Annotated in this window: 18 protein-coding genes and 2 pseudogenes; 6 read left to right on the top strand and 14 right to left on the bottom strand. The window is 57.9% G+C overall.

The genetic code is table 11. The features are described from left to right. Positions 1 to 46 precede the first annotated feature (46 nt). The gene (locus C2U31_RS11525; protein ID WP_103272909.1) at positions 47 to 1486 is read right to left on the bottom strand and encodes a PLP-dependent aminotransferase family protein; all 1440 of its coding nucleotides are present in this window, start codon (positions 1484 to 1486) and stop codon (positions 47 to 49) included. Between the two features lie 94 nt (positions 1487 to 1580). Between C2U31_RS11525 and C2U31_RS11520 the strand changes: the two genes are divergently transcribed. After that, on the top strand, positions 1581 to 2324 hold the full coding sequence (locus C2U31_RS11520; protein WP_103272908.1) for an NAD(P)-dependent oxidoreductase: 744 nt from the start codon (positions 1581 to 1583) through the stop codon (positions 2322 to 2324). 17 nt (positions 2325 to 2341) lie between these two features. On the opposite strand, the gene C2U31_RS11515 is transcribed toward C2U31_RS11520, so the two are convergent. Both C2U31_RS11515 and C2U31_RS11510 read right to left on the bottom strand, forming a co-directional pair. Next, complete coding sequence (locus tag C2U31_RS11515) at positions 2342 to 3541, bottom strand: amidohydrolase family protein (protein WP_103272907.1); 1200 nt, start codon at positions 3539 to 3541, stop codon at positions 2342 to 2344. Between the two features lie 42 nt (positions 3542 to 3583). After that, entirely contained in the window at positions 3584 to 3781 is a 198-nt protein-coding gene (locus C2U31_RS11510; protein WP_199771083.1) for a hypothetical protein, read from the bottom strand. A 203-nt stretch (positions 3782 to 3984) separates the two neighbouring features. Here C2U31_RS11510 and C2U31_RS11505 point away from each other — a divergent pair, with 203 nt between their 5' ends. Together C2U31_RS11505 and C2U31_RS11500 are read left to right on the top strand one after the other, a co-directional pair. Continuing rightward, positions 3985 to 4494, top strand: a complete 510-nt coding sequence (locus tag C2U31_RS11505; protein WP_103272906.1) for an ASCH domain-containing protein — start codon at positions 3985 to 3987, stop codon at positions 4492 to 4494. Positions 4495 to 4781: 287 nt separating this feature from the next. Then, positions 4782 to 5120, top strand: coding sequence for a virulence factor (locus C2U31_RS11500; protein ID WP_103272905.1), 339 nt, complete (start codon positions 4782 to 4784; stop codon positions 5118 to 5120). A 273-nt stretch (positions 5121 to 5393) separates the two neighbouring features. Here C2U31_RS11500 and C2U31_RS11495 read toward each other — a convergent pair whose 3' ends face one another. From C2U31_RS11495 to C2U31_RS11485, 3 genes and pseudogenes are all read right to left on the bottom strand, one after another. Beyond that, positions 5394 to 5642, bottom strand: a complete 249-nt coding sequence (locus C2U31_RS11495) for a hypothetical protein (RefSeq protein WP_103272904.1) — start codon at positions 5640 to 5642, stop codon at positions 5394 to 5396. A 306-nt stretch (positions 5643 to 5948) separates the two neighbouring features. Further along, the gene (gene serS, locus C2U31_RS11490) at positions 5949 to 7295 is read right to left on the bottom strand and encodes a serine--tRNA ligase (protein ID WP_103272903.1); all 1347 of its coding nucleotides are present in this window, start codon (positions 7293 to 7295) and stop codon (positions 5949 to 5951) included. Positions 7296 to 7340: 45 nt separating this feature from the next. Next, positions 7341 to 8333 (bottom strand): annotated as a pseudogene (locus C2U31_RS11485) (replication-associated recombination protein A); the annotation flags it as partial. Between the two features lie 223 nt (positions 8334 to 8556). Here C2U31_RS11485 and C2U31_RS30500 point away from each other — a divergent pair. After that, entirely contained in the window at positions 8557 to 8751 is a 195-nt protein-coding gene (locus C2U31_RS30500; protein WP_158658347.1) for a hypothetical protein, read from the top strand. Between the two features lie 17 nt (positions 8752 to 8768). Here C2U31_RS30500 and C2U31_RS11480 read toward each other — a convergent pair whose 3' ends face one another. From C2U31_RS11480 to C2U31_RS11470, 5 genes are all read right to left on the bottom strand, one after another. Further along, on the bottom strand, positions 8769 to 10925 hold the full coding sequence (locus C2U31_RS11480; protein ID WP_103272902.1) for a hypothetical protein: 2157 nt from the start codon (positions 10923 to 10925) through the stop codon (positions 8769 to 8771). Between the two features lie 87 nt (positions 10926 to 11012). Next, the gene (locus C2U31_RS11475) at positions 11013 to 11588 is read right to left on the bottom strand and encodes a DUF4755 domain-containing protein (RefSeq protein WP_158658346.1); all 576 of its coding nucleotides are present in this window, start codon (positions 11586 to 11588) and stop codon (positions 11013 to 11015) included. Positions 11589 to 11646: 58 nt separating this feature from the next. Beyond that, positions 11647 to 12696: a hypothetical protein gene (locus C2U31_RS30495; protein ID WP_158658345.1), complete on the bottom strand. Its 1050-nt coding sequence runs from the start codon at positions 12694 to 12696 to the stop codon at positions 11647 to 11649. A gap of 1253 nt (positions 12697 to 13949) precedes the next feature. Continuing rightward, positions 13950 to 14615 carry a PIN domain-containing protein gene (locus C2U31_RS30490; RefSeq protein WP_158658344.1) on the bottom strand — a complete coding sequence of 222 codons (666 nt, stop codon included), beginning with the start codon at positions 14613 to 14615 and terminating at the stop codon, positions 13950 to 13952. Between the two features lie 76 nt (positions 14616 to 14691). Continuing rightward, entirely contained in the window at positions 14692 to 15996 is a 1305-nt protein-coding gene (locus C2U31_RS11470; protein WP_103272900.1) for a replication-associated recombination protein A, read from the bottom strand. Positions 15997 to 16478: 482 nt separating this feature from the next. Between C2U31_RS11470 and C2U31_RS30485 the strand changes: the two genes are divergently transcribed. After that, a complete protein-coding gene (locus C2U31_RS30485; protein WP_158658343.1) occupies positions 16479 to 16937 on the top strand; it encodes a hypothetical protein in 459 nt (152 codons plus the stop codon). A gap of 16 nt (positions 16938 to 16953) precedes the next feature. Here C2U31_RS30485 and C2U31_RS11460 read toward each other — a convergent pair whose 3' ends face one another. The 3 genes and pseudogenes from C2U31_RS11460 to C2U31_RS11450 form a co-directional block, all read right to left on the bottom strand. Next, positions 16954 to 18903, bottom strand: coding sequence for an ATP-binding protein (locus tag C2U31_RS11460; RefSeq protein WP_103272899.1), 1950 nt, complete (start codon positions 18901 to 18903; stop codon positions 16954 to 16956). 297 nt (positions 18904 to 19200) lie between these two features. Next, a pseudogene (locus tag C2U31_RS11455) lies at positions 19201 to 19569 on the bottom strand (AAA family ATPase); the annotation flags it as partial. A gap of 111 nt (positions 19570 to 19680) precedes the next feature. Next, a complete protein-coding gene (locus tag C2U31_RS11450; protein WP_103272898.1) occupies positions 19681 to 20472 on the bottom strand; it encodes a deaminated glutathione amidase in 792 nt (263 codons plus the stop codon). 216 nt (positions 20473 to 20688) lie between these two features. Between C2U31_RS11450 and C2U31_RS11445 the strand changes: the two genes are divergently transcribed. After that, on the top strand, positions 20689 to 21960 hold the full coding sequence (locus C2U31_RS11445) for an amino acid deaminase (RefSeq protein ID WP_103272897.1): 1272 nt from the start codon (positions 20689 to 20691) through the stop codon (positions 21958 to 21960). Positions 21961 to 22028: the final 68 nt, after the last annotated feature.

The following is a 22028-nucleotide window of genomic DNA, read 5'->3' as shown; positions in this document are numbered from 1 at the left end:
TCTCTAGAGTTCGCTTCTGCGGCGAGGTTTTAGGCTTTTACACGCTTTATACGTCAAGCGCGCGTCTTAGCTGCCGTACACGCAATAATGTCTCATCCTCGGAGGCCAGATTCGTGAATCCCAGCAACAGTCCCTGCCGCGTCGCTTCCCCTGCATAGCGCGCCGACAGGGGCTGGACGTTCAGGCCCGCCGCCTGGGCGCGTCGCGCCTGCGCGGCGTCGTCGCCATATTCCGGCAGCCGGACGATGAGGTGCATGCCGCCCTGCGCCAGCCCGATCTCGGCGCCGTCGCCGAACACCTGCCGCAGCGCCGCCGCCAGCAGACGCCGGCGGCGGCCGTACAGCTGGCGCATCTTCTTGAGATGACGGGAAAAATGCCCTTCGGCCATGAAATCGGCGACGATGGCCTGGACCAGCTTGGGGCAACCATTGGACCCGGTCGCGGCCGCCTGCCCGCAGGCCTGGACCAGCGGCGCGGGCGCCACCAGGTAGGCCAGCGCCAACCCGGGGTAAAGCACCTTCGAGAAACTGCCCGTGTAGATGACGCGGTCATACGCATCCAGGCTCTTGAGCGCAGGCAGCGGCGGGCCGGCGTAGTGGTATTCCCCATCGTAGTCGTCCTCGACCACCCAGGCGCCGGCCTGCGTCGCCCAGCCCAGCAGCTCGGCACGCCGGGCCAGGCTCATCGAGACGCCCAACGGCGCTTGATGCGACGGCGTGACGAGCGCCATGCGCGCCCCTGGCGCGCGCTGGCGTCCGGCCTCCACGATCAGACCCTCGCCATCGACCGGCACCGGCACGAGACGGCAGCCGTGGCGCTCCAGAACCTCGCAGGGCGGCGCGAAACCCGGTTCTTCCACCCAGACCGGATCGCCGGGCGCCAGCAGCGCGCGCGCCAGCAATGCCAGACTGGCCCGATGGCCCGCCGTGACGAAGACCTGCCCCGGTTCACAAGCCGCGCCGCGCGAAACCGACAGATAGGCCGCGATCGCCTGCCGCAAGGGCCAGTAGCCGGCCGGATCGCCATAAGCCATGTCGGCCGGACTCAGGGCGCGCAACCTCCTGGCCGCCAGCCGCAGCCACTGCTTGCGCGGAAAGGCATCCAGCGCCGGCATGCCCAGCTGAAACGGCGGCGGCGCGGCGTCAAAGCCATGCATGGCCGCCACGCCGGGCGCTGGCGCCATGGCGGCCTGTGCCGGCCGGCGGGGCATCCGCGCCGCGGCCGGCAGGCGCGGCGACACCACGGTGCCGGCCTGGCCCCTGGCCAGGAAGTAGCCCTCGCCCATGAGCTGGCTGTAGGCCAGGTCCACCGTGCCGCGCGCCACGCCCAGCTCGCTGGCCAGACTGCGCGCCGACGCCACCCGGTCGCCCGGCGCCAGCAGGCCCTGCTCGATGGCATCGCGAAAGCGCCGGTATATCTGGCGGTACAAGGGCTCGCCCTGGCGACGTTCCAGGTCCGGCAGCGGGGTACGGGGAGGGCTTTTCATGGACCAGTATTCTTGTACAGATATGGCTCTTTCAACTGAGCCATGGTAGCCCTATTCTGGCGGCATGAACAACGGATCCCATGGGGCCATCGCAATGCAAGACCGAATTTTCCTGGCGGGCGCCACGGGCGCCATTGGCACGGCGCTGATCCCCCTGCTGCGCGCGGCCGGCTACGAGGTGCATGGCGCCACCCGCAACGCCGATCGCTGCGCGGCCCTCGAAGCCGCCGGCGCGACGCCCGTCGTAGTGGATGTGTTCGACTCGGCCGCCTTGCGAACCACGCTCGCCCGCATCCGGCCGCGCCATGTCATGCACCAGCTGACCGATCTGGCGCTGCTGGGCGACCCCGCCCGCGCCGGCGAGGCCGCGCGGCGCAATGCGCGCATCCGCGACGAAGGCACGCGCAACCTGGTCGCTGCGGCGCTGGCCGCCGGCAGCGAAACGCTGGTGGCCCAGAGCATCGATTGGATATATGCACCGCAGGCGGCCCGCCCCTGCGACGAGGCACAAGCGCTGGACCTGGACGCTCAGGGCGACCGCCGCGTCAGCGTGATGGGCGTGGTTGCACTGGAACGACAGGTGCTGGGCGCGCCCGGCATCACGGGCACGGTGCTGCGTTACGGCCGGCTGTATGGTCCCGGCACCGGCGCGACCGCCCGGCCCGCGACGAACGCGCTGCATGTGGAAGGCGCCGCCTGGGCGGCGCTGCTGGCGCTGCGCCATGGCGGCGGCGTGTTCAATATCGCCGAGGACGAATCGGAAGTGAGCACGGCGCGCGCCCGCGCGACGCTGGGCTGGCGTCCCGGCATGAGCGGGCTGCCGGCCATCGCGGCCTGAGGCCGCGCGCCGCCGGTTCAGCTGGCGGCGTCCAGCCCGTAGCGGGCGACCACCACGCCACCGGTCAGCACCAGCCTGCGCGGCGCGCGCTGCGCCACGGCCTCGGCCGCGCAGCTCGCGTCCACCAGCGCCAGGTCGGCGCGCGCGCCCGGCGTCAGGCCGTAATCGGCGAAGCCGCAGGCGCGCGCGGAGGATGTCGTCACGCACTCCAGGGCCCAGCCGATTTCCTCGTCGCGGCGCAGGTCGTTGCGCATCCCGATCAGCATGGCGCGCGCCAGCATATCGGGTTCGCCATAAGGCGACCAGGTGTCGCGTATGCCGTCGTTGCCGCCGAAGATCGTCACGCCCGCCTCGCGGCAGGCGCGCACCGACGGCACCGGCCGCGACGGCGGCGCGGTGGTGAGCAGCGCCACGTCCAGCGCGGCCAGACGCGTCAGCAATCCGTCCAGCCGGCGCGCGTCCAGGGCGCCCAGGCAGAACGCGTGGCTGACCACGAGCCGGCCGGCCATGCCCAGCGCCTGGCAGCGATCCAGCATCAGGTCGAGCGTGAAGGCCCCCAGCTCGCCGGGCTCGTGCAAATGTATGTCCAGCGGCTTGCCGTGGCGCTCGGCCAGATCGAAAAGCAGATCCAGGGAACGCGCCGGATCGCGGTCGATGGCACAGGGATCCAGTCCGCCGAGCACATCGGCGCCAGCCGCCAGCGCGCGGTCCAGCAGTTCCGCCGTGCCCGGCCGGATGAGCAGCCCGGACTGCGGAAACGCCACGATCTGGATGTCGACCCGGCCCGCGAGCGCCTCGCGCGTGGCCAGCACGCCGTCAAGGTGCCGCAGGCCCGCTTCGGTATCCACGTCCACATGGGTGCGGATGCGCGTCGTGCCCAGCCGCAGGAAGGCCAGCGCCAAGGCCTGCGAATGCACATGGGCGTCGTGGCCGCTGGCGGCCCGCCAATCGCGCTCATTGTCGATGCGGTCCGTCAGCGCCGAACCCACGTCATTGACGTACCAGGACGATCCCCAGGTGGTCTTGTCCAGATGGGCATGGCCTTCGACCAGGCCAGGCAGCAGCAAGGCGCCGCCGCCCTCTTCCACCGGCAACGCGCGCCATTCGGGCGCCAAGCCGACGTTCTCGCCCAGGGCCGCGATACGGCCCTGCCGGATCGCGACGTCCACGCGCCTTCCATCCGGCGACCGGACATTCTTCAGCAGCAAATCGGTCATGGGGAATATCCCGCCGGCGGCATGCGCCGCCGGCCAGCCGGATCAGGCCTGGGGCGGTTCGATCCAGAAGAAGCGCTCGCCCTGGCGGACCATGTCGGCCACGCCTTCGGGCGTCAGGCGGTAATCGGTGCCCATGAGCGTGGCGCCGCCGTCGTCGTGGATGTGGATCACGGCCAGCGGATCATTGGCCATGGTGTACCAGTAGTAACCGGGCTTGAGATTGTGCAGGTTTGTGTTCATGGGTCCAGTATACAAACAAGCCCGCGAATACCCCATGACCCAACATCAAAGATAAAAAATGTCGCAACGCGCCTGACACCGGACGCGCCAGGCGGCATACTCTTTGCGTGCCCCGGCCGAGATGCACCCGACGCGCGATACGGAACGCCCGGCGGCGGCGCCATTCGCACACCAGCGTTGACTGCGAGGGGAAAAACAAACGTATGAAACGGCAGGTACTCCAATTCAGCGAGCCTCTCAAGCAAGCGATTCTGGACGGCTACAAAGTACAGACGCGACGCATCGTCAAACCCCAGCCCACCCAGCCCACCACGATCTGGTATGCCGACGCATCGGACTCCGGCAAGTGGGTGGCCATGGGACCGTCCCGCAAAGGATCGGCCGAACTGCGCAAGACCTCGTCCTGGATCAGCTGTCCCTACGGCAAGTCCGGCGAGAGCATCCTGCTTGCCGATGAATCGGGCACGCCCTTCGCCAGCGCGGTGGTCGTAGGCGTGCGCATCCAGCGCCTGCAAAGCCTGTCCGAAGCCGACGCCCGCGCCGAGGGCACGCTGGCGCTCTATCATTCGTCGTCGCTGCTGCCTGGCGTGCCCCTGCAGACCGCCTTCGCGCTCAATTGGTGCGAACGCTACGGCACCCATGCCTGGGCGGCCAACCCCTGGGTATGGGTAGTGGAATTCCGCCGCCGGCAGGACGGGCTGCAGGAAGACTGAGCGCGCTGCCCGCGCCTGCCGTCGCGACCGCTCTCCAGATGGTGACTGCCTGTAACTCACCGGCAGGAATCAGCGGTATTCCGCCGCATTTCAGTCGATTTCAGCTCAGGGTTTACCAGGGCGAAAAATGAATGCGGCAACGCAACACAGCCACGCCATAACACTGGGGGACGGTTGCGTATTGTCGCTATTGCGCAGGCTGCGCTTACCAATTCCGCGATGAAAGGCGGGAAAATAGCGTCGACAAATACTCAACTTTGCTGCGTCACGCAGCGGGCAGGTGCAACATGAACAAATGGCTTATCGCTGGCGCGACCGCCGCCGGCCTGGTGATATCCAGCGCGGCCATGGCTCGCGTGGACGTGGGCATATCCATCGGCGTGCCGGGCGTCGTCTACCCGGCCGCTCCCGTCTACGTGGCGCCGCCCCCACCCGTGTACGTGGCGCCGGCGCCCGTCTACGCGCCGCCCCCGCCTGTCTATTACCGGCCCGCGCCCGTCTATGTCGCGCCGCCCGTGATCTATCCCGCGCCGGTGTACTACCGCGGCGGCGGCCGCTACTGGCACGATCGTGGCGGCTATTACCGTCACGGCGATTGGGGGCACGGTCACGGCCACCGCCGCTGATCCGGCGCGCAGCCAAGCAAAAAGCCACTCTTTCGAGTGGCTTTTTTTCGAGCAGGGCGGCAACGCCGCTCGTGAGCTGATGCGCCGGGTGTCAGGGCGATGTCCGGTCGCCCGACGGTAGGGACGAATCAGACAGCAGGGACCGGCAGCGGCTTACCGGCAACGGCCGGCTTCGCCAAGGGCGCCTGCTGAACCTTGCCGCCTTCCCAACGCGACGGCTCCTGGACCAGATCGATCCACCGACGGGGCGCGCTCGACGCCCGCCACCAACCATTATGCGGACGCATGAGCAAACTCCGGTTCACCGTTGAAACGCACGCCGTTGATTTCTTCGAACAGATTGCGGCTTTCCTGCTCCGCCTCGTCCAAGGTCGCGAACGGCTCCTGTCCGGGCACCGTCCAGCATTTTTCCGGCGCACTGCCGCCGATGCGGCGAGTCCAGATCTCCACGCGGTAGCCCTGGTTCTCTTCCTGAGCCACCGAGCATCTCACGCGAAAATCTCCAATCATTCTTGAAGTCATGGATAACTCCTTTGTTATTTATAAGTGAATGATGCGTGTATACGCCTGCGTATTGTGCCGCAACTATCCGGCCCTTATATCGGATTACACAATTATTAACATTTGAACCAAGCACTTATCCACGCAGATTAATCAGCAAAAACGACAGGAATATGGCTGGCCCGCACATCGCACAAGCCGATATGGGTGAATAAAACCGGGCTTGTGTTCCGAGCATAAAAAAAACGGACTCCCGAGGGAGTCCGTCATTTTTCCCTGCGTCCGGACGATAGCCGGATGCAGGAGGCCGATGTCAGCCGCCCGCGCTCAAGGCTTGAGCACCGTCAGGCCGCCCATGTAGGGCTGCAGCGCCTTGGGCACGACCACACTGCCATCCGGCTGCTGGTGGTTTTCCAGCACGGCCACCAGCGCGCGGCCCACGGCCAGGCCGGAACCGTTCAACGTATGCACGTACTCGGGCTTGCCCTGGGCATTGCGGAAACGCGCCTGCATGCGGCGGGCCTGGAAGGTCTCGCAGTTGGACACCGAGGAAATCTCGCGCCAGGTGTTCTGCGCCGGCAGCCAGACTTCCAGATCGTAGGTCTTGGCCGCGCCGAAACCCATGTCGCCGGTGCACAGCAGCACCACGCGGTACGGCAGTTCCAGCAGCTGCAGTACGCGCTCGGCGTGGCCGACCATGTCTTCCAGCGCCTCGTAGGACTGGTCGGGCGCGGTGATCTGCACCATCTCGACCTTGTCGAACTGGTGCTGGCGGATCATGCCGCGCGTGTCGCGGCCGCCACTGCCGGCCTCGGAACGGAAGCACGGCGTATGGGCGGTGAGCTTGAGCGGCAGCTCGGCGGCGGCCAGGATGGAGTCGCGCGCCACGCTGGTCAGGGTGATCTCGGAGGTCGAGATCAGGTACTGGTCCTCGCGCACATAGGGCTTGCCCTGGTCGTCGACCTTGGGATCGTCATCGCCGCCGCCCTTGGACACGGCGAACATGTCGTCCTTGAACTTGGGCAGCTGGCCCGTGCCATACAGCGTCGAAGCATTGACGATATAGGGCGTGTAGCACTCGGTGTAGCCGTGCGTGCCGGTCTGCAGGTCCAGCATGAACTGGGCCAGCGCGCGGTGCAGGCGGGCGATCGGGCCGCGCATGAACGAGAAGCGCGCGCCAGACAGCTTGGCGGCCATATCGAAATCCAGGCCCAGCGGCTCGCCCACGGCGACGTGGTCGCGCGCTTCGAAGGCCAGCGGCTGCGGATTGCCGTCGGGGCCGGCGGCGGCCGGCAGCCAGCGGCGCACTTCGACGTTGTCGTCGGCCGACTCGCCCAGCGGGGCGCTGGCGTGCGGCAGGTTGGGCACCGACATGAGCAGCTCGTTCAGCGGCTGCTGCAGCGCAGCCAGCTCTTCTTCCAGCTGCTTCAGGCGCACCGGCACGGCCTGGGACTCGGCCATGACGGCGCTGGCGTCCTCGCCCTTGGCCTTGAGCTGGCCGATCTGCTTGGCCAGCGCGTTGCGGCGGGCTTGCAGGGATTCGGTCTCGGTCTGGACGGCCTTGCGGCGGGATTCCAGGTCGTTGAACCGTTCCGTGTCGAAGGACACGCCGCGTGTCTTGAGGCGGTCGACGACGGTTTGCAGGTCTTTGCGCAGCAGTATCGGGTCTAGCATGGTGATGTCGGTGAGGTTGCGGAGGGCAAGCGGGCCGGCGGCCCCTTACCGTTTCTTGGCGCGTTCCTGTGCGTCCAGCTCGCGCAGGAATGCCAGCTTTTGCTGGATTTTAGCCTCCAGGCCGCGGTCGGTCGGCCGGTAGAAGGAAGGATTCAATCCATCGGGGAAATACTGCTCGGCGGCGGCGTAGCCATGCGGCTCGTCGTGGGCGTAGCGATAGGCCTTGCCGTGGCCCAACTGCTTCATCAGCTTGGTCGGCGCATTGCGCAAGTGGATGGGCACCGGCGCGCTACCGTGCTCGGCCGCGAACTTGCGGGCCTGGTTGTAGGCGTTGTAGACGGCGTTGGACTTGGCGGCGCAGGCCATGTAGACCACCGCCTGGGCCAGCGCCAACTCGCCTTCGGGCGAGCCCAGCCGCTCGTAGATGTCGGCGCCGTTGACGGCCAGGTCGGTGGCGCGCGGATCGGCCAGGCCGATGTCCTCGACCGCCATGCGCACCAGCCGGCGCGACAGGTATTTGGGATCGGCGCCGCCATCGATCATGCGGCAGAACCAGTACAGCGCCGCGTCCGGATTCGAGCCGCGCACCGCCTTGTGCAGGGCGCTGATCTGGTCGTAGAAGGCGTCGCCGCCCTTGTCGAAGCGCCGCAGGTTCTGCGATAGCGCGATTTCCAGCCAGGCCGCGTCCACGCTGTCGCGTCCGGCGGACTGGGCCGATTCGGCCACCACTTCCACCGCGCTGATCAGCCGGCGCGCGTCGCCGTCGGCCCAGGCCGCCAGCTGCTCGCGCGCGTCCGGCTCGACGCGCATGGCGGCGCCGGCCTCCAGGCCGTCGTTGAAGGCCGCGATGGCGCGGTCGACCAGCAGTTGCAGTTCCTCGGGCGTGAGCGATTGCAGCACGTAGACCCGCGCCCGCGACAGCAAGGCCGAGTTGACCTCGAACGAGGGGTTCTCGGTGGTCGCGCCGATGAAGGTGAACAGGCCGCTTTCGACATAGGGCAGGAAGGCATCCTGCTGCGCCTTGTACGAACGGTGGAGAAAGCTTTGCACTCGTTGATTTATTTAAGTAAAAGCTGACCCAACGAGCCGAATCTGCACATAAGCGCCGATTTCTCGCACAACATTTCGCACAACTCTTCCACTTGTGCAGCGAAGCTATCCATGACGATTTCTACCTAGCGTTGCCGACCTCCGATCCCTACTGCCTGTTTGAAAAATCTAGCCCCATACTATACAGCCACACGCCACAGGACCTCAAGGTATGAGCGACTCTAAATTCGACCCCTATGAACAACAAGCTCTGATAGAACTTCTAAGAATCGGCGAGCAAGAAAAACGCAGTGGCCGCCTTCTGACTGCAGAGATCGTCTTCGCCGAAATCGAGAAGAAAGACAACGCTGCCGCAAATGGAAAAGAGAGAAACTTATACGATTCTGCCGAAGCAAAGGCAAACTAGTGGGCGCCTTCCTTTCCTCACGGTAGAGATTTGACCTCGGAATACAGGGTCTTCAAGTGAGCGATCCCCAAGTCTAGGATCGGCTCATACATGAATGAATTCAAATGAATGTTCTCAGGTGTCATCAGATTAACCTGCTCAAGCACCAAAACATCTTCCGCCCTGCCAACCCCCAGTTTCTTATACTCTTGAAGGAGCTTAACCGTTTGATTCTCCTTAATCGCGTCGACAAAAATAGGATTATTAATAGCCCTGATCATATGACGCTCCGCAAGAAGCCGAATAGCAATTGAAAGAACAATTTTTCCTTCAAGCTCTACCATCTCTTCCTGAGCATTAAAAACCGCCTCCGCTTCTTCATTGATCAGGTCAATTACGAGCCTTTCTTGTGGAACCAAAGTCAACTGTTGTCTATCAGCCAATATTCTCTTATAAATCGTACAAAGCTCATCAAGCGTCATCGTATCCGTATCTGGCTTAACATGAAGCAATGAAGTCAGCTTAAGAAACTCATCACCCCACCCACAGTATTCAGCCAGGTTTCGGACAAATGGAATCGCCGAAATGCAGAATGCGGATATTGTTAAATTATCCTTCCAATGATTGAAAGGATTTTTTTGATATTTCTCTTCGATGAGCCTCAGCTTTCGCCCTGTCTTGGCGGCATGTAGCTTGCATTCGCGTCGCAATCCAAGCCTTCCACTGATACTTCTATAAAAATCAAAATTGTGCGACAGGAACAGGCATAGAAACTTACCTGAAGACGAAATATCCTTCAGATACTCGATAATTGCATACTTATTCTTATAGTCAAAAGAATCAGCAATATCATCAATGACCAAAATTGTGGGCGCCTCTTGCTTTCTTCTCGTCTCAATTTCGAAGAGAATATTTAATATATAAAGGGCCCGTCTTTCCCCTTGACTTAGCACCTTCAGCAAGGATTCTCTAGCGACCTCTCCTTCACCATCACCATCCTTGAACCTGAATGCAATGGCTGGCTGTGAGCCTTTTAGAATTACATCATCCTGGTTTGAGACGCTTATCCTGAACGGGACAGAGAATCGTTTGTTGAATGCTTCAACGACGGCCTCCCATTCTGTCCTTTCACTCTTCGCTTGCTCAATGGCTTCTTCAATAGTGACCTTGCTGGTTCTGAAGGCTTCCAAAAACTGGCCATAGAGTTCTTTTTGGTCAATGAGGTAGCAAACCCATAGATCCTTTTGAAGCCGCCTGAAGTCTTTCAGATATGGAAGGATGTGCTGATTATCAAAGAGGTAATCCCTGAACCTTCTCAATTCAGTGTTCTGTATTTTCTTATCAATCGCATCAAATTTTGCAGCCAGATCCTTATCTGTCAGAATTTTTCTTCTTTCATCCTCAATCTTTTCCGCAAGCTCATCAGCAGTCGAAATCTCCTTAATTCCGTCCTTGGTTCTGAGATTTACTGTGTGTTTCGCCTCAAAAAATCCATTATCTTTAAGCTGTTTATTTACCGTAGATGCGCCGTGGTGATTGAATCGCCTGCTAAGAACATCGGACTTAGAAACTAGCTCATCGTATTTCTGGATGTATTCCTCTATCTGATCTTTGATCGAGCCAGATTCGAGAAGCCCGATGGTCTTGTCATTGAAAACTTCCGCATAAACTACAGTGGAAAGCTGCGAGGGAGTTCCAGCGTTAATCTGCCTCTCTAACGACTCCATCAAGTCTGCAAGCGACTTCTTGCCGAAGCATTTCAAAATCTCGGTTTCGAGAGTAAACGTTTTGCCTGTCAGACCGGACAACTGCTTAAGTTTCGCAAAAAGATCTGATTGCTTGTCTGCGATTTGTTTGAGCGCATCATCGTACTTTTGCTTCGAATCACTATTCACTAGAAGCAATGATGTTTTTTCAGACGAAAAATCGGCATTGTAGGGTTCAACGACGAAGACAGAATCAGGAGCGATGTCGTTGCCATCACCGTCTTTAATTGTTCTTCTCGGCTCCCTGTCTGGAAATATCAGGTCTTTAGTTTCTCTGCCCTTTGCCAGATCATCAAAGGTCTTTGAAAAAGAAGTCTTCATGAAGCCGTTTGGCGCATAAACAGCAAAGCCACCAGTGTTACCAAAATCAAACTCATGCACCAGCTCACTGATGCCATAGCAGTTCTTAAGGTCTACAGACAGCTTCATGGGTATTCCTTTTGATAGATTGCAAAAAAGCACCCAGAGGGTGCTTTTCATTCTCTAGCCTGCTAAACCAAGGCTAGATCAACTTCGTCAGTTTCCATAAATCTGATTGAGGATTTCAAACCATTTGTCGATTAGGGGCTTCTTCTTAAAGCGGACGTGCCAGGTAGGGTTAGAAATATCCTTTAACGACAGGAACAGACCAGTTCCATCGTCCTGCTGCCTTAGCTCTTGCGCAATAGTGGCAAGGTGTTTACCGTCTCCAATACCAGGCTCATATGTCGCCCATTTGTAGGACCGAACATCGTCCAGGGCATAGGCTTTAAGATTCGAGAGATTGCAAAGAACGATTTTTCCGGCATTGGTTATGGCAATTCCAGAAAGGTCCACAAAATCAGCATACTTAGCACCACCATTGGACTCCACTAACTCTTCGAACCGCCGCTTGTAGGCCTTGCTCAAATAGCTTTTCAGGATAATCACCGCGACTAGTGGCAGCATGAGCAAAAGCCCAAACTGAAGCGGACCAGAAGAGTCATGCACCGAACCTGTAGCGCCTATAGCAAAAACGATCACTCCCAGAAAGAAAGACAGGAAGGAGAAGAAGAACAATGCTCGAAATAAAACCCGCATAACAGATCCTTTCCAGTTAGGAAGCTGCTGCAACGGAAACCCGCCACAAACCGAACCGCAATTGAATTGGAAAAACCGAGAAGCCTGGGATTCACTTATAGGGCCAGTGACTAGTCTTTAGCAGCAAGTCGTCCGGCTGAACTGGCTTGTAGGTTTCTTTAGATATCGTGTAATCAAGTGCTATGGGCACCAACATTATTTTGTTCGAACCATCAACTCCTGCAATTTTTGAATACACCGTTACATCGAACCGGAGTTGCTGTCCGCTTACCCGCATCACCTCCAGTTGCTTCGCGACTGCCTGATCGGGAACCGGCAGATAGCAAAAGGGGCTATTGTTAGTATTAGCGAAACTCACCATGGCACCGGATCTCACGGAGTATGACATGTTAGAGTTACAGAAGGCGCTGACCAATTTGAATGATTTTTTATCAAAATCGTAGCCTGCGGACCCCTCAAGGAATACAGTGAAATTATCAATAGGAGTCTTTTTTCGTGCAGTTATTGCCAAGTATTCTACTTTCTTGACTTGTTCAAGTTTTTCTTCAATGCGAGCAAGCTCTTTCGTCTTGATTGCTTGACGTTCGAAGCTATCTTGATTCGAGTACCACGCTTTCGACAGTACTCCGAGCCGCGTATCGGAGTCTTGAGCATCCGCGTTCCAAGCCATCGCTATCCAGGTGGCCCAATCGCTGTTTTCGTCGCCAATGCTCTCTGCGGATACATAAGATGCGGGAGCGGACGGCGCTCCTTGAGGATCCATTCGTTTCTTTTGTTCTTGTTCCTTACGACCATCCTCTTGTAGCTTCGCGATCAGAGCGCTGTCGGCGTCCGTCTTCTCAGAAATCTCGAAGCGATTCCCGCTGTCGTAATAAGAATTCCCACTGCGTCGGAAGTTGAGTGATCGGGTTGAATCGAAATTGACTACAAGATCGTCGCCTGCCAGGGTGTACTTCAAATCGGAAACTTTGCCGGATTTAATGTCCGTGACCTTCACGTTCTCTTTGTCGGTGAAAGCAAACTCAGTGCCCATTTTATTAAAGTATGTCTTTCCGATGACTTCTACCGGACCCCGAGGATCGGGCTTGCATCCCGTCAGCAGGATCAGAGCGAGGAAAGTACTGCCAAGAAGCCGCTTCATACAATTAATTCCAATTAAATTTTTCGGATCTTGCGGTTCAAAAATATATTCTAAAATGTTCTATGGCGGTGGTCGGGTTCTTGGCCTATCTTCGCTCGAACCTGAAGCCGTACCACCTAAGCCGGAACCTTGGGTCCCGCAAAGCCTTCCCGTGCGGTGGAGCGCGCTCCTCGTCCTTTTCTTGCTAGTCAGCAATTCATTGATAATCGCGGTTACTGCAGCGTCAAAAATGGCCGACTTCTCATCACGAACAAAGACGTATCAGACCAGAAGACTATTATTTAAGCAGCGATAACCGTTTTACGGCCTCGCTTTCATCATAACTAGCAGGATGAAGACCAAGAGTTTTGTCAGCCGGGAGTCAATTAAAAGTCACCTTCACTTTGCTTAACCGCCAATATGAAGATGACCGTTAGTTGTAACACAAAACGCCAAAATGTCGCTCGATGCTATCATACATTTCTAAACTTGTCTATTCGATGACAAAGGAGATCGGACGGAAGAAAGACTTCCGACTACGGAACCCGCTTTCAGCTCTTCGACGCCTACCCTCAGCAAGAATGAGGATATGACCGCAGTCAAAGCTGGTAAATGTAGAACGCCATCCTGGTGCCCGTCTTCGAGTACAGCGCTGGCACCGCAAGACCCGCCTATATGCGCTCGATGGCCTCAATGATCTAGCTTTTAGAACGTATCGACGTCTTCATTCAGCACAACGGCCGGGGCGAGAGATTTTCCTTTTGACCCCGTAGCTTACGAAACCAATCAGCCCATGCAAAACTACGTGCAATATAAAAGCACCCAATTGGGTGCTCTTTATACCAGCCAGAATCACATATTTCTTACTTTAAGTTAATCGTTTTTGTCCCACAGTTCATCTCTATCTTGGAGAGAAACTTGTTTCCCCGGATCGCCCCTGACCCCCACATCCACCCCATCAAAAAACTCAGAAAGCCCCACCTAGACTAGCCGCTTTCCATCAGACCTCTTCGGAAAAATCAAAAACAGGATTTCTCAAGTGGTTCCGGGAACTTCGGCCTCAGCGAATACCTTAAATTGCCGGTGTTTCTCTATTTCCCAGTTTGGCATCGCAAAGCTTTCCCGTTATGGGTAGTCGCAAATTTCGCATCAACTACGACATCAGTGTCCGACTCTGTTTTAGCAATGCATTTTTCCCCATATTTCCCTGACTCGGCGGAACCACGCTTGGCAAAGGCGAGACGGAGCTCTTCTGGTGTTTTGGGCATAGCTTCCTATTTGGCGTAGCGACTAATACACAGGCCACACATCCATTCACCATCATCATAGATACCACCCGTCATATCGGCCTTCTGGTGGCACCATTCACACACCGCGTAAAGGGCAGTGCTTTCACGCCAAGTCCGTGCTGGCTCCCGGTAGCCTTTCTGATTGGAAGGCAGAAGCTTGGGATCTGGGGGAGAGGCAAATCTCCCGCAGTTTGTACACCACTGCCCACCATGATGCTCAATCGTGCTCGCCGCTTTGCAATGAGGGCAAACAACGAGATCAGGGGCAATGATTGGCGCCGCAGCAGCGGGCATCAGGTCCCCGATACTCTCCACCCTTTTGCAGCTCATACCGTTGGCGTTCAGATGGTTCAGCAAGGGATCAAACCCCTTATCGCCACTCAACACGAAGCATTGGGTATCTGGCGCGGTTTCAAATGTCCGACCAAGCTCAAAGGCTATGTGGAAGTCCAAGGCATTCTTTCCAGCACCCGAAATTTTCAGAAAATCTACTCGACTGAACCTATGGGCCGTTACAGGTTTCTTCGCAGCCTTGGGAGGGTTCTGATTAGCTCCCACAAAGATGATCGCTCGGAAGCTCTCGTCTAGCGAGGAAAGATCGACCTTCTGCTTGTTTTCAAAATCAATCAACAACAGCTTCTTGTCGTTCACTGGTTATCCTCAGAATTCTCTTGGACAGGAGATTCATCGTGATTGAACTACAATCCGAAGCAGATCTCAACTTCGTCTATTCGCCCTGCGCCTCATCATCGAGCTTTCTGAGGAATGCCAGTTTCTCGGCAATCTTCACTTCCAATCCCCTAGGGACTGGTACATACCAATATTGATGTCTCAGACCATCAGGAAAGTATGTCTCTCCTGCCGCATATCCATGTGGCTCATCATGAGCATATCGGTAAGCATGACCATGCCCCAATTCTTTCATTAGCTTGGTTGGAGCATTGCGAAGGTGGACAGGTACTTCCCGACTCTTATCTTGTCGAACAAATGCCTTGGCAGCATTGAAAGCGTTGTAGCCAGCATTGGACTTCGCCGCGATAGAAAGATAGATAACCGCCTGACCGAGAGCCAACTCACCTTCAGGGCTACCCAATCGTTCAAAAGTTGAAGCGGCATCGTTTGCTATCTGAAGAGCTCGTGGATCTGCAAGTCCAATGTCTTCCCATGCCATGCGGACAATTCGGCGGGATAAATATTTTGGATCTGCCCCACCATCTAGCATGCGAGTAAACCAATAAAGGGCAGCATCAGGATTGGAACCCCGCACAGATTTGTGAAGGGCACTTATCTGATCATAGAAATTGTCTCCACCTTTATCGAACCTGCGGGAGTTCAAAGTTAGGGCATTGGATACAAAATCTGCAGTGACCGTCTCAACATTGGAAACCTCAGCGGCAGCCTTAGTCTGCTCCAACAGATTGAGAAATCTGCGGGCATCACCATCGGCATAGCCAATCAAAGTGTTGAGGGCTAGCTCATCAAAGTCAAGCTCAGGGAATACGTTCTCCTTTGCCCGTTGAAAAAGCTCCTTAAGTTCATCCTCACTCAATGACTTCAACACATAGACTTGGGAGCGAGACAACAGAGCCGAATTAACCTCAAAAGATGGGTTTTCGGTAGTGGCTCCGATGAACGTCACCAGTCCTGATTCGGCATAAGGCAACAGAGCATCCTGTTGCGCTTTATTGAACCTATGGATTTCATCGATAAAAAGGATAGTGCGCTTGCTATTGGCTTGGTTTCGCTTTGCCTGCTCCATCGCGTCTCTGATGTCTTTGACACCAGAAAACACAGCAGACAGGGCAATGAACTCACAATCAAAAGCGTTTGCCGTCAATCTCGCAATGGTTGTTTTACCCACACCAGGCGGCCCCCACAAGATCATGGAGTGAGGTCTGCCAGAATCAAAAGCAAGGCGCAACGGCTTACCTTCACCCAGCAGATGAGACTGCCCAATAACCTCCTTCAAGGTTGCGGGCCTGAGTGCTTCCGCAAGTGGTTGGGGTGCCTTGGTGGCGAAGAGATCTGACATGGATTCGATTCAATATTTCAACAGGGCGCACGAAACCGTCCCACTCAGCGGCCCCAAATTTGGACGGCAAGGAAAACGGCGAGCACTTCCAAAGACGAACCGCAGATCCTAGCTGCCCCAACGAGCTAGTGCTCCAGGAACTGGTCCTAGCTCGCAGTGTGAGTATGGCTTAGAATGGACCAAACACCGATAGTCACCAAGAGTTTCATTTCTTGACCTTTCCTCGAGCGTAGATGCGCGGAAGAGGATGATTGGGATGTAGGCGCGCCCTTCACACTTTCTTCGGATCATCATGTCTCGCAGTAGATGTTTTCGATAAAGATGGCAAGCGGTTTACACCTCGGGAGTGGTTCATTGCTCCACTACACATCATCGAAGCAGCAGCCAACATGCTGATAAGTGGCGATATCGTCAACTATAAATACAATGCGGAATTGCAAAGCATAGAAGAGCGATAGAGCTTTCCTTTTTCGGAGTTTGCGATGGACGAGAAGAAAGTGGCGGAAGCCCGCAAATTTTTAACTGCCATTACGGACAACAGGGTCCGTGCCTTTATCGACTTAAAGAAGCTTTGTCAATCTGGTATCTACGAACATGTTGTGCAGATGGCTACTGAACATGCACAAAAGCATGGGGACTTCAGTTTTCTCAACAGCATATTCGGCCTAGTTGATGGGTCGATCTATAGCAACGCCTTTGTTGCCTCTCTTCGCCCAAAGCTCAGCTTTATCGTTACAACGGCGGCACCGCGCAAATTAAAAAAGGCCACACCAGCTCAGGTCGCAAAAGCAGCCGAAACCAAGCTTCCGCAACCCTCACCGCCCGTACATACCCCGACTGCGAAAAAAATGGTTCAGGCTTTGCCCCGCACCAAGAGCGAGGATTTATTGGATTCGCGGTTCATGATGCCCGGTAGTTACGGAACGGGCAGGCGAAGGTAACAACCGATAAGAACAATCATTTAAATACTGCGGTGGCGACTTCAACGAATTCTTCCTGAGAGACTTCCACAGGTTCCAAGAATTTTTTCAAAGCATCCTGTTGTTCTAACAGAAACGGAGCGTCCTTGACCTTGCTGTGAAGACTTAGCAATCTTTTTTCGGCTCGTACCAATATGGTGTCGTACAGCAGTGGAGAGATCTTGACCTCTTCACCATGGGTTGTCGGCTCGTTTTCACCGTACTCAATCTTGTCGCCCAAAACGAAACCGTCTACCCGTGTGTATCTTTTCAGATAGCCCTTTTCGCGCAGCTCCTTCACATACTTCCATATTTGGTCCTTTTCCTTGCTGCCCAAGACTAGACCCGTGGTCTTCAGATCAATGATGACCAGGTGTTCCACACCGTCTTCGTCGTGGTTATCGTCATACGACGCACGAGCATAAAAACCAACGCTACTGTCAGGCAACGCCACAAAATCCGGGCGATTTCTCGTACCCTTCCCACCTCCGTCCTTAAAAATCGTCTTGATGACGTTAGTCATGCCCTTATTGGATGTGAACTCAATGGATTCGAATTGAGCTCCAAACATCCATAATCCCCGTTCAAACAGCGGCTGTAACTCGTGGACCTCATCCACGCCGACTTGCTTAAGCTTGGTACGCAATTCACCGATCAGTCTCAAACGATTTTGGATCTCATCTAGCACCAGCTTTGCCATGCCAATGGTCCACTCTTTCAGTATGTCGTGGAGGGTGTCGTAATCGGTCGGCTCACATTTATGGAGAAGATCGAGCAGTCCATAGCGCGACTTGGACTGCTCCAACTTCGCGAGGATGCTGGATAACTGCACAATCTCAGCCTCGCCAAAATTCGGGCATGTATCAATGACCTCGTTAACGAAGCTTTCAACTCTATCTTTGCTTACGAGAGACAAGGCGTTCATCGTGCTGCCGATCTTCTCAATCACGGAGCTGCGGCGAGTCTCCCTTTCGGTCTTGCTAGCATGGAAGATGATTTGACGGACTCGGTCTTGCACTGCCTCACGCGTCTTCACCCACGCATCGTTTTCATCCTTGAAACCACTCCAATCACCCTGAACGGCATCGTACGCATTAAGGTAGTCTGCTTGGACGATAAAGGTGAAACGCTTCGCCTCAGATGTCCGACCGTCAAGGACCCGCTCGTAGTCACTTCGACTCCATCTGCACTGACCAACAGCTCTCCCCTGCACCCACCAAGCCAAGCCATGCTGCTTCGTCGTTTTATCTGCTTTTTTCGTATCGATATGAAGAATGATGGCCTTACCATACCCATCGACGGACACTTCGCTCTGGGAGAGGAGGTCGGGGATGTCATTGAAGGTGATCTCGCTCCCATTGAGCTTTACTTTAAACGACGGGTTGGCGAGAAATCGACTGCCAATTAATTCACGTGCTTTTTCGGCCGTGAACACAAATTGTGGGATAACACCGTTCCCGACGATCTCTGTCCCATGTCCGACAACACCCGTGTCTCTAAAAGAGATCTCTTCAAGCACGAGCGGATCAGTGGCGGTTCGATGGACACGACACACGAATTCTTGACCATCCTTCCGCGAGGTAATGAGGTATTCAGAGGCGAAGCAAAAACTAGCAAATCGCCCCTTTCCGTTCTTGCCAAACACAAGACGAGGGGCACCCTGAACGTCGTCAGGCGGAACAGTAGTAGCCGTGCCCGATGAAAGGCGGTTATAGGCAATCGTGCGCCAGATGTACTGGAACTCATCGCGAGTCATGCCATGACCGTTGTCGCTTATCTTGAACTGTCGTTCTATCGACGCGTCAGGCCAAGAGACATTCACTTCGGTAGCGTAGGCATCCCAGCAATTGGCTACCAGCTCAACAATGGCAGTGGCTGCGTCGGTAATGATGGATCCTGCATAGCTCTCCAGGAACCGCTCATCATAGAGAAGTGTTCTCTGCTCCATCTCAGCCTCTATCGTCACTAGTCAAAGTGTGAGAAGTCTAATCTAACCACCGCCTTCTCAATACCTATTTTTCCGAAGAAGAAATGACAAACATGAAGGCACCACTGACCTCCCAAATGGCAAATGCCTTAGGGAATTGAAAACCAAAATGTCCCGACCTTCTTGTGTGCTTCGGCTAGGGGCTGGGGTGCCTTCACGGCGAACAAATCGGACATGGTTTCAGCTCAAAATCCTTGTGGCAAGCACAAATAATCGCACAAACGACTACGTAAGCCGTTGATTTTAATGGAGGTTGACTGCATTGTTGAAGCGGTGCACCTCGTCCACGAACAGGATGGTGCGCCGTCCCTGCCCCTGCGCCACCTGCGCCACGGTGACGGCGTCGCGGATGTCCTTGACGCCGCCCAGCACGGCGGAAATGGCGATGAACTGGGCATCGAAGCCGTCGGCCATCAGGCGCGCCAGCGTGGTCTTGCCCACGCCGGGCGGCCCCCAGAAGATCATGGAGTGCGGCCGGCCCGATTCGAAGGCCACGCGCAGCGGCTTGTCCGGGCCCAGCAGGTGCGACTGCCCGACCACGTCGGCCAGCGTGCGCGGACGCAGGCGCTCGGCCAGGGGCACGTAAGGCCGATGGGCAGGATCGGCCGCGAAGAGATCGTTGCTCATTGGCAGCAGATGGGGGAATAAGGCAAGGGTTTCAAGACAGCATTACACCACGGCGGCCAATGGGAATCCGCCCGGCCGGGCGGACGCCGGCCCCCGCCCCGCCAGCGACGCTCAGGCCAGCTCCGGCGCCGCGAAGCGGCGGTTGGCCAGCACCGGCAGCACCTTGCGCGCGTGCGCCAGCCGCTCGGGATCGATCTCGGCGACCACCAGCGCCGGCCCCTCGCCCGCGCTGGCCGTCACCACGCCCAGCGGATCCACCACCATGCTGCGGCCGATGTTGCGCTCGCCGCACTCGCCGGTGGCGGCAACGTAGCAGGTGTTTTCCAGCGCCCGCGCCGTCACCAGCACTTCCCAGTGGTTTTCCTTGAGCGAACCGCGCACCCAGGCCGCCGGCAGCGCCAGCAGGTCGGCGCCGTCCAGCGCCAGGCGGCGGGCCATTTCCGGGAAGCGCACGTCGTAGCAGGTCATCAGTCCGATTTTCAGGCCGTCGATCTCCAGCAGCAGCGGGATCCGGTCGCCCGGCGTGACGTTGGTCGATTCCTTCATGTTGAAGGCGTCGTACAGGTGCAGCTTGCGGTACTCGGAAATGATCTCGCCGTCACGCAGCGTGACCAGGGTATTCCAGACGCGGCCGTCGCCCGTGGGCACGTGCACGCAGAACAGGGTGGCCAGCCGCGAGCCCCGGCTGGCGGCGAGCAGGCGGGACACGAAGGGGCCGTCCAGCGGCTGGGCCGCCTTGAGCACGATCTGCGGGTCGGTGATGTCGCGGGCCAGGATGCCTTCCGGCAGGATCAGCAGGCCGGCGCCGGCCTCGCGGGCGCGCCGCATCAGGTCCTCGCAGACCTGGGCGTTTTCTTCCCAGACGCGGCTGACGGCGAACTGGCCCAAGGCGACTTTCAGCATGGTTTTTCCTCGAAACGGAGTGGCGGCCGGGCGGTGACGCCCTGGCGGGCGATGCCTGCGCGGCTACGCGGCCCTCCATTGTCGCGCCTTCCGCCCCGAGACGGGCGTCTTAGGGAAACCCCCAGCTCCCGCTTGTAAATTTCTTTCACGATAATGAAAAAAAACGGATTTCCCGTAAATATTTTCCAAGACTGCCCACCAAGACCCGCCAGCGCCATGAGCATCTCCTCCTTCCCCGCAGCCCCCCTGGACGTGAACGGCAAAGGCCTCGGCGCCTTCCCGGCTTCCTGTACCACCGCCGGCGTGGCGGACCTGGGCTGGAATCTGCTGGCCGAGGACGTCAGCCTGCCGGCCGCCGTGCTGTACGAAGCCCGCGTGCGCCACAACCTGCAATGGATGCAGCGCTTCATGGAAGCCTACCGCGTCAAGCTGGCGCCGCACGGCAAGACCACCATGAGCCCGGCCCTGTTCCAGCGCCAGATCGACGGCGGCGCCTGGGGCATCACGCTGGCGAACGCGCCCCAGGTGCAGGCCGCACACAACCACGGCATCCGCCGCGTGCTGATGGCCAACCAGCTGGTGGGCCGCGCCAACATGGCCATCATCGCCCGCATCCTGCGCCAGGATCCGGACTTCACCTATTTCTGCATCATCGATTCGCCGGCCAATGCCGCCCACCTGGGCGCCTACTTCGGCGAACAGGGCCTGACGCTGCCCGTGCTGATCGAGCTGGGCCCGGCCGGCGGCCGCACCGGCGTGCGCGACGACGCGCAATTCCAGGCGGTGGCCGACGAGATCGCCCGCTGGCCCGCGCTGGCCCTGGCCGGCATCGAAGTCTACGAGGGCGTGCTGCAGGAAGAACAGGCCATCCGCGCCTTCCTGCGCCGCGCCACCGGCGCGCTGCGCGGCCTGGCCGAAGCGGGCCGCCTGCGCAAGAACGGCCCGGCACTGATCTCCGGCGCCGGCTCGGCCTGGTTCGACGTGGTGGCCGAGGAATTCTCGAACCTGGATATCGGCGCGCCGCTGGACGTGGTGCTGCGCCCCGGTTGCTACCTGTCGCACGACGTGGGCGTCTACCGCTCGGCCGCCGAGCGCATCAACGCGCACAACCCCGTGGCCCGCAAGATGGACCCGGGCCTGCAGCCCGCGCTGCAGGTCTGGGCCTATGTGCAATCGCTGCCCGAGCCGGGCCGCGCCATCATCGCGCTGGGCAAGCGCGACGCCGCTTTCGACGCCGGCCTGCCCACGCCGGCCCAGCGCTACCGTCCCGGCCAGGCCGCCCCCGGCGCCGCCCCGGCGCACTGGAAGCTGACGGCCATGATGGATCAGCATGCCTTCATGCAGATCAGCGAAGGCGACGACATCCAGGTCGGCGACATGATCGCCTTCGATATCTCCCATCCCTGCCTGACGTTCGACAAGTGGCGCCAGGTCCTGCTGGTGGACGAGCAGTACCGCGTCATCGACGTCGCGGAAACATTTTTCTAAGAAGCGCCCCCTGCGGTAATGCGCCAGGCCCCCAAGGGGGAAAAACTTGGGACGGCCCGGCGCTTTCC

This window comes from Achromobacter sp. AONIH1 (genome assembly GCF_002902905.1).
Classification (GTDB): domain Bacteria; phylum Pseudomonadota; class Gammaproteobacteria; order Burkholderiales; family Burkholderiaceae_B; genus Achromobacter.
The sequence above is the reverse complement of the archived record's forward strand: the minus strand, read 5'-3'. Positions and strand labels throughout refer to the sequence as shown.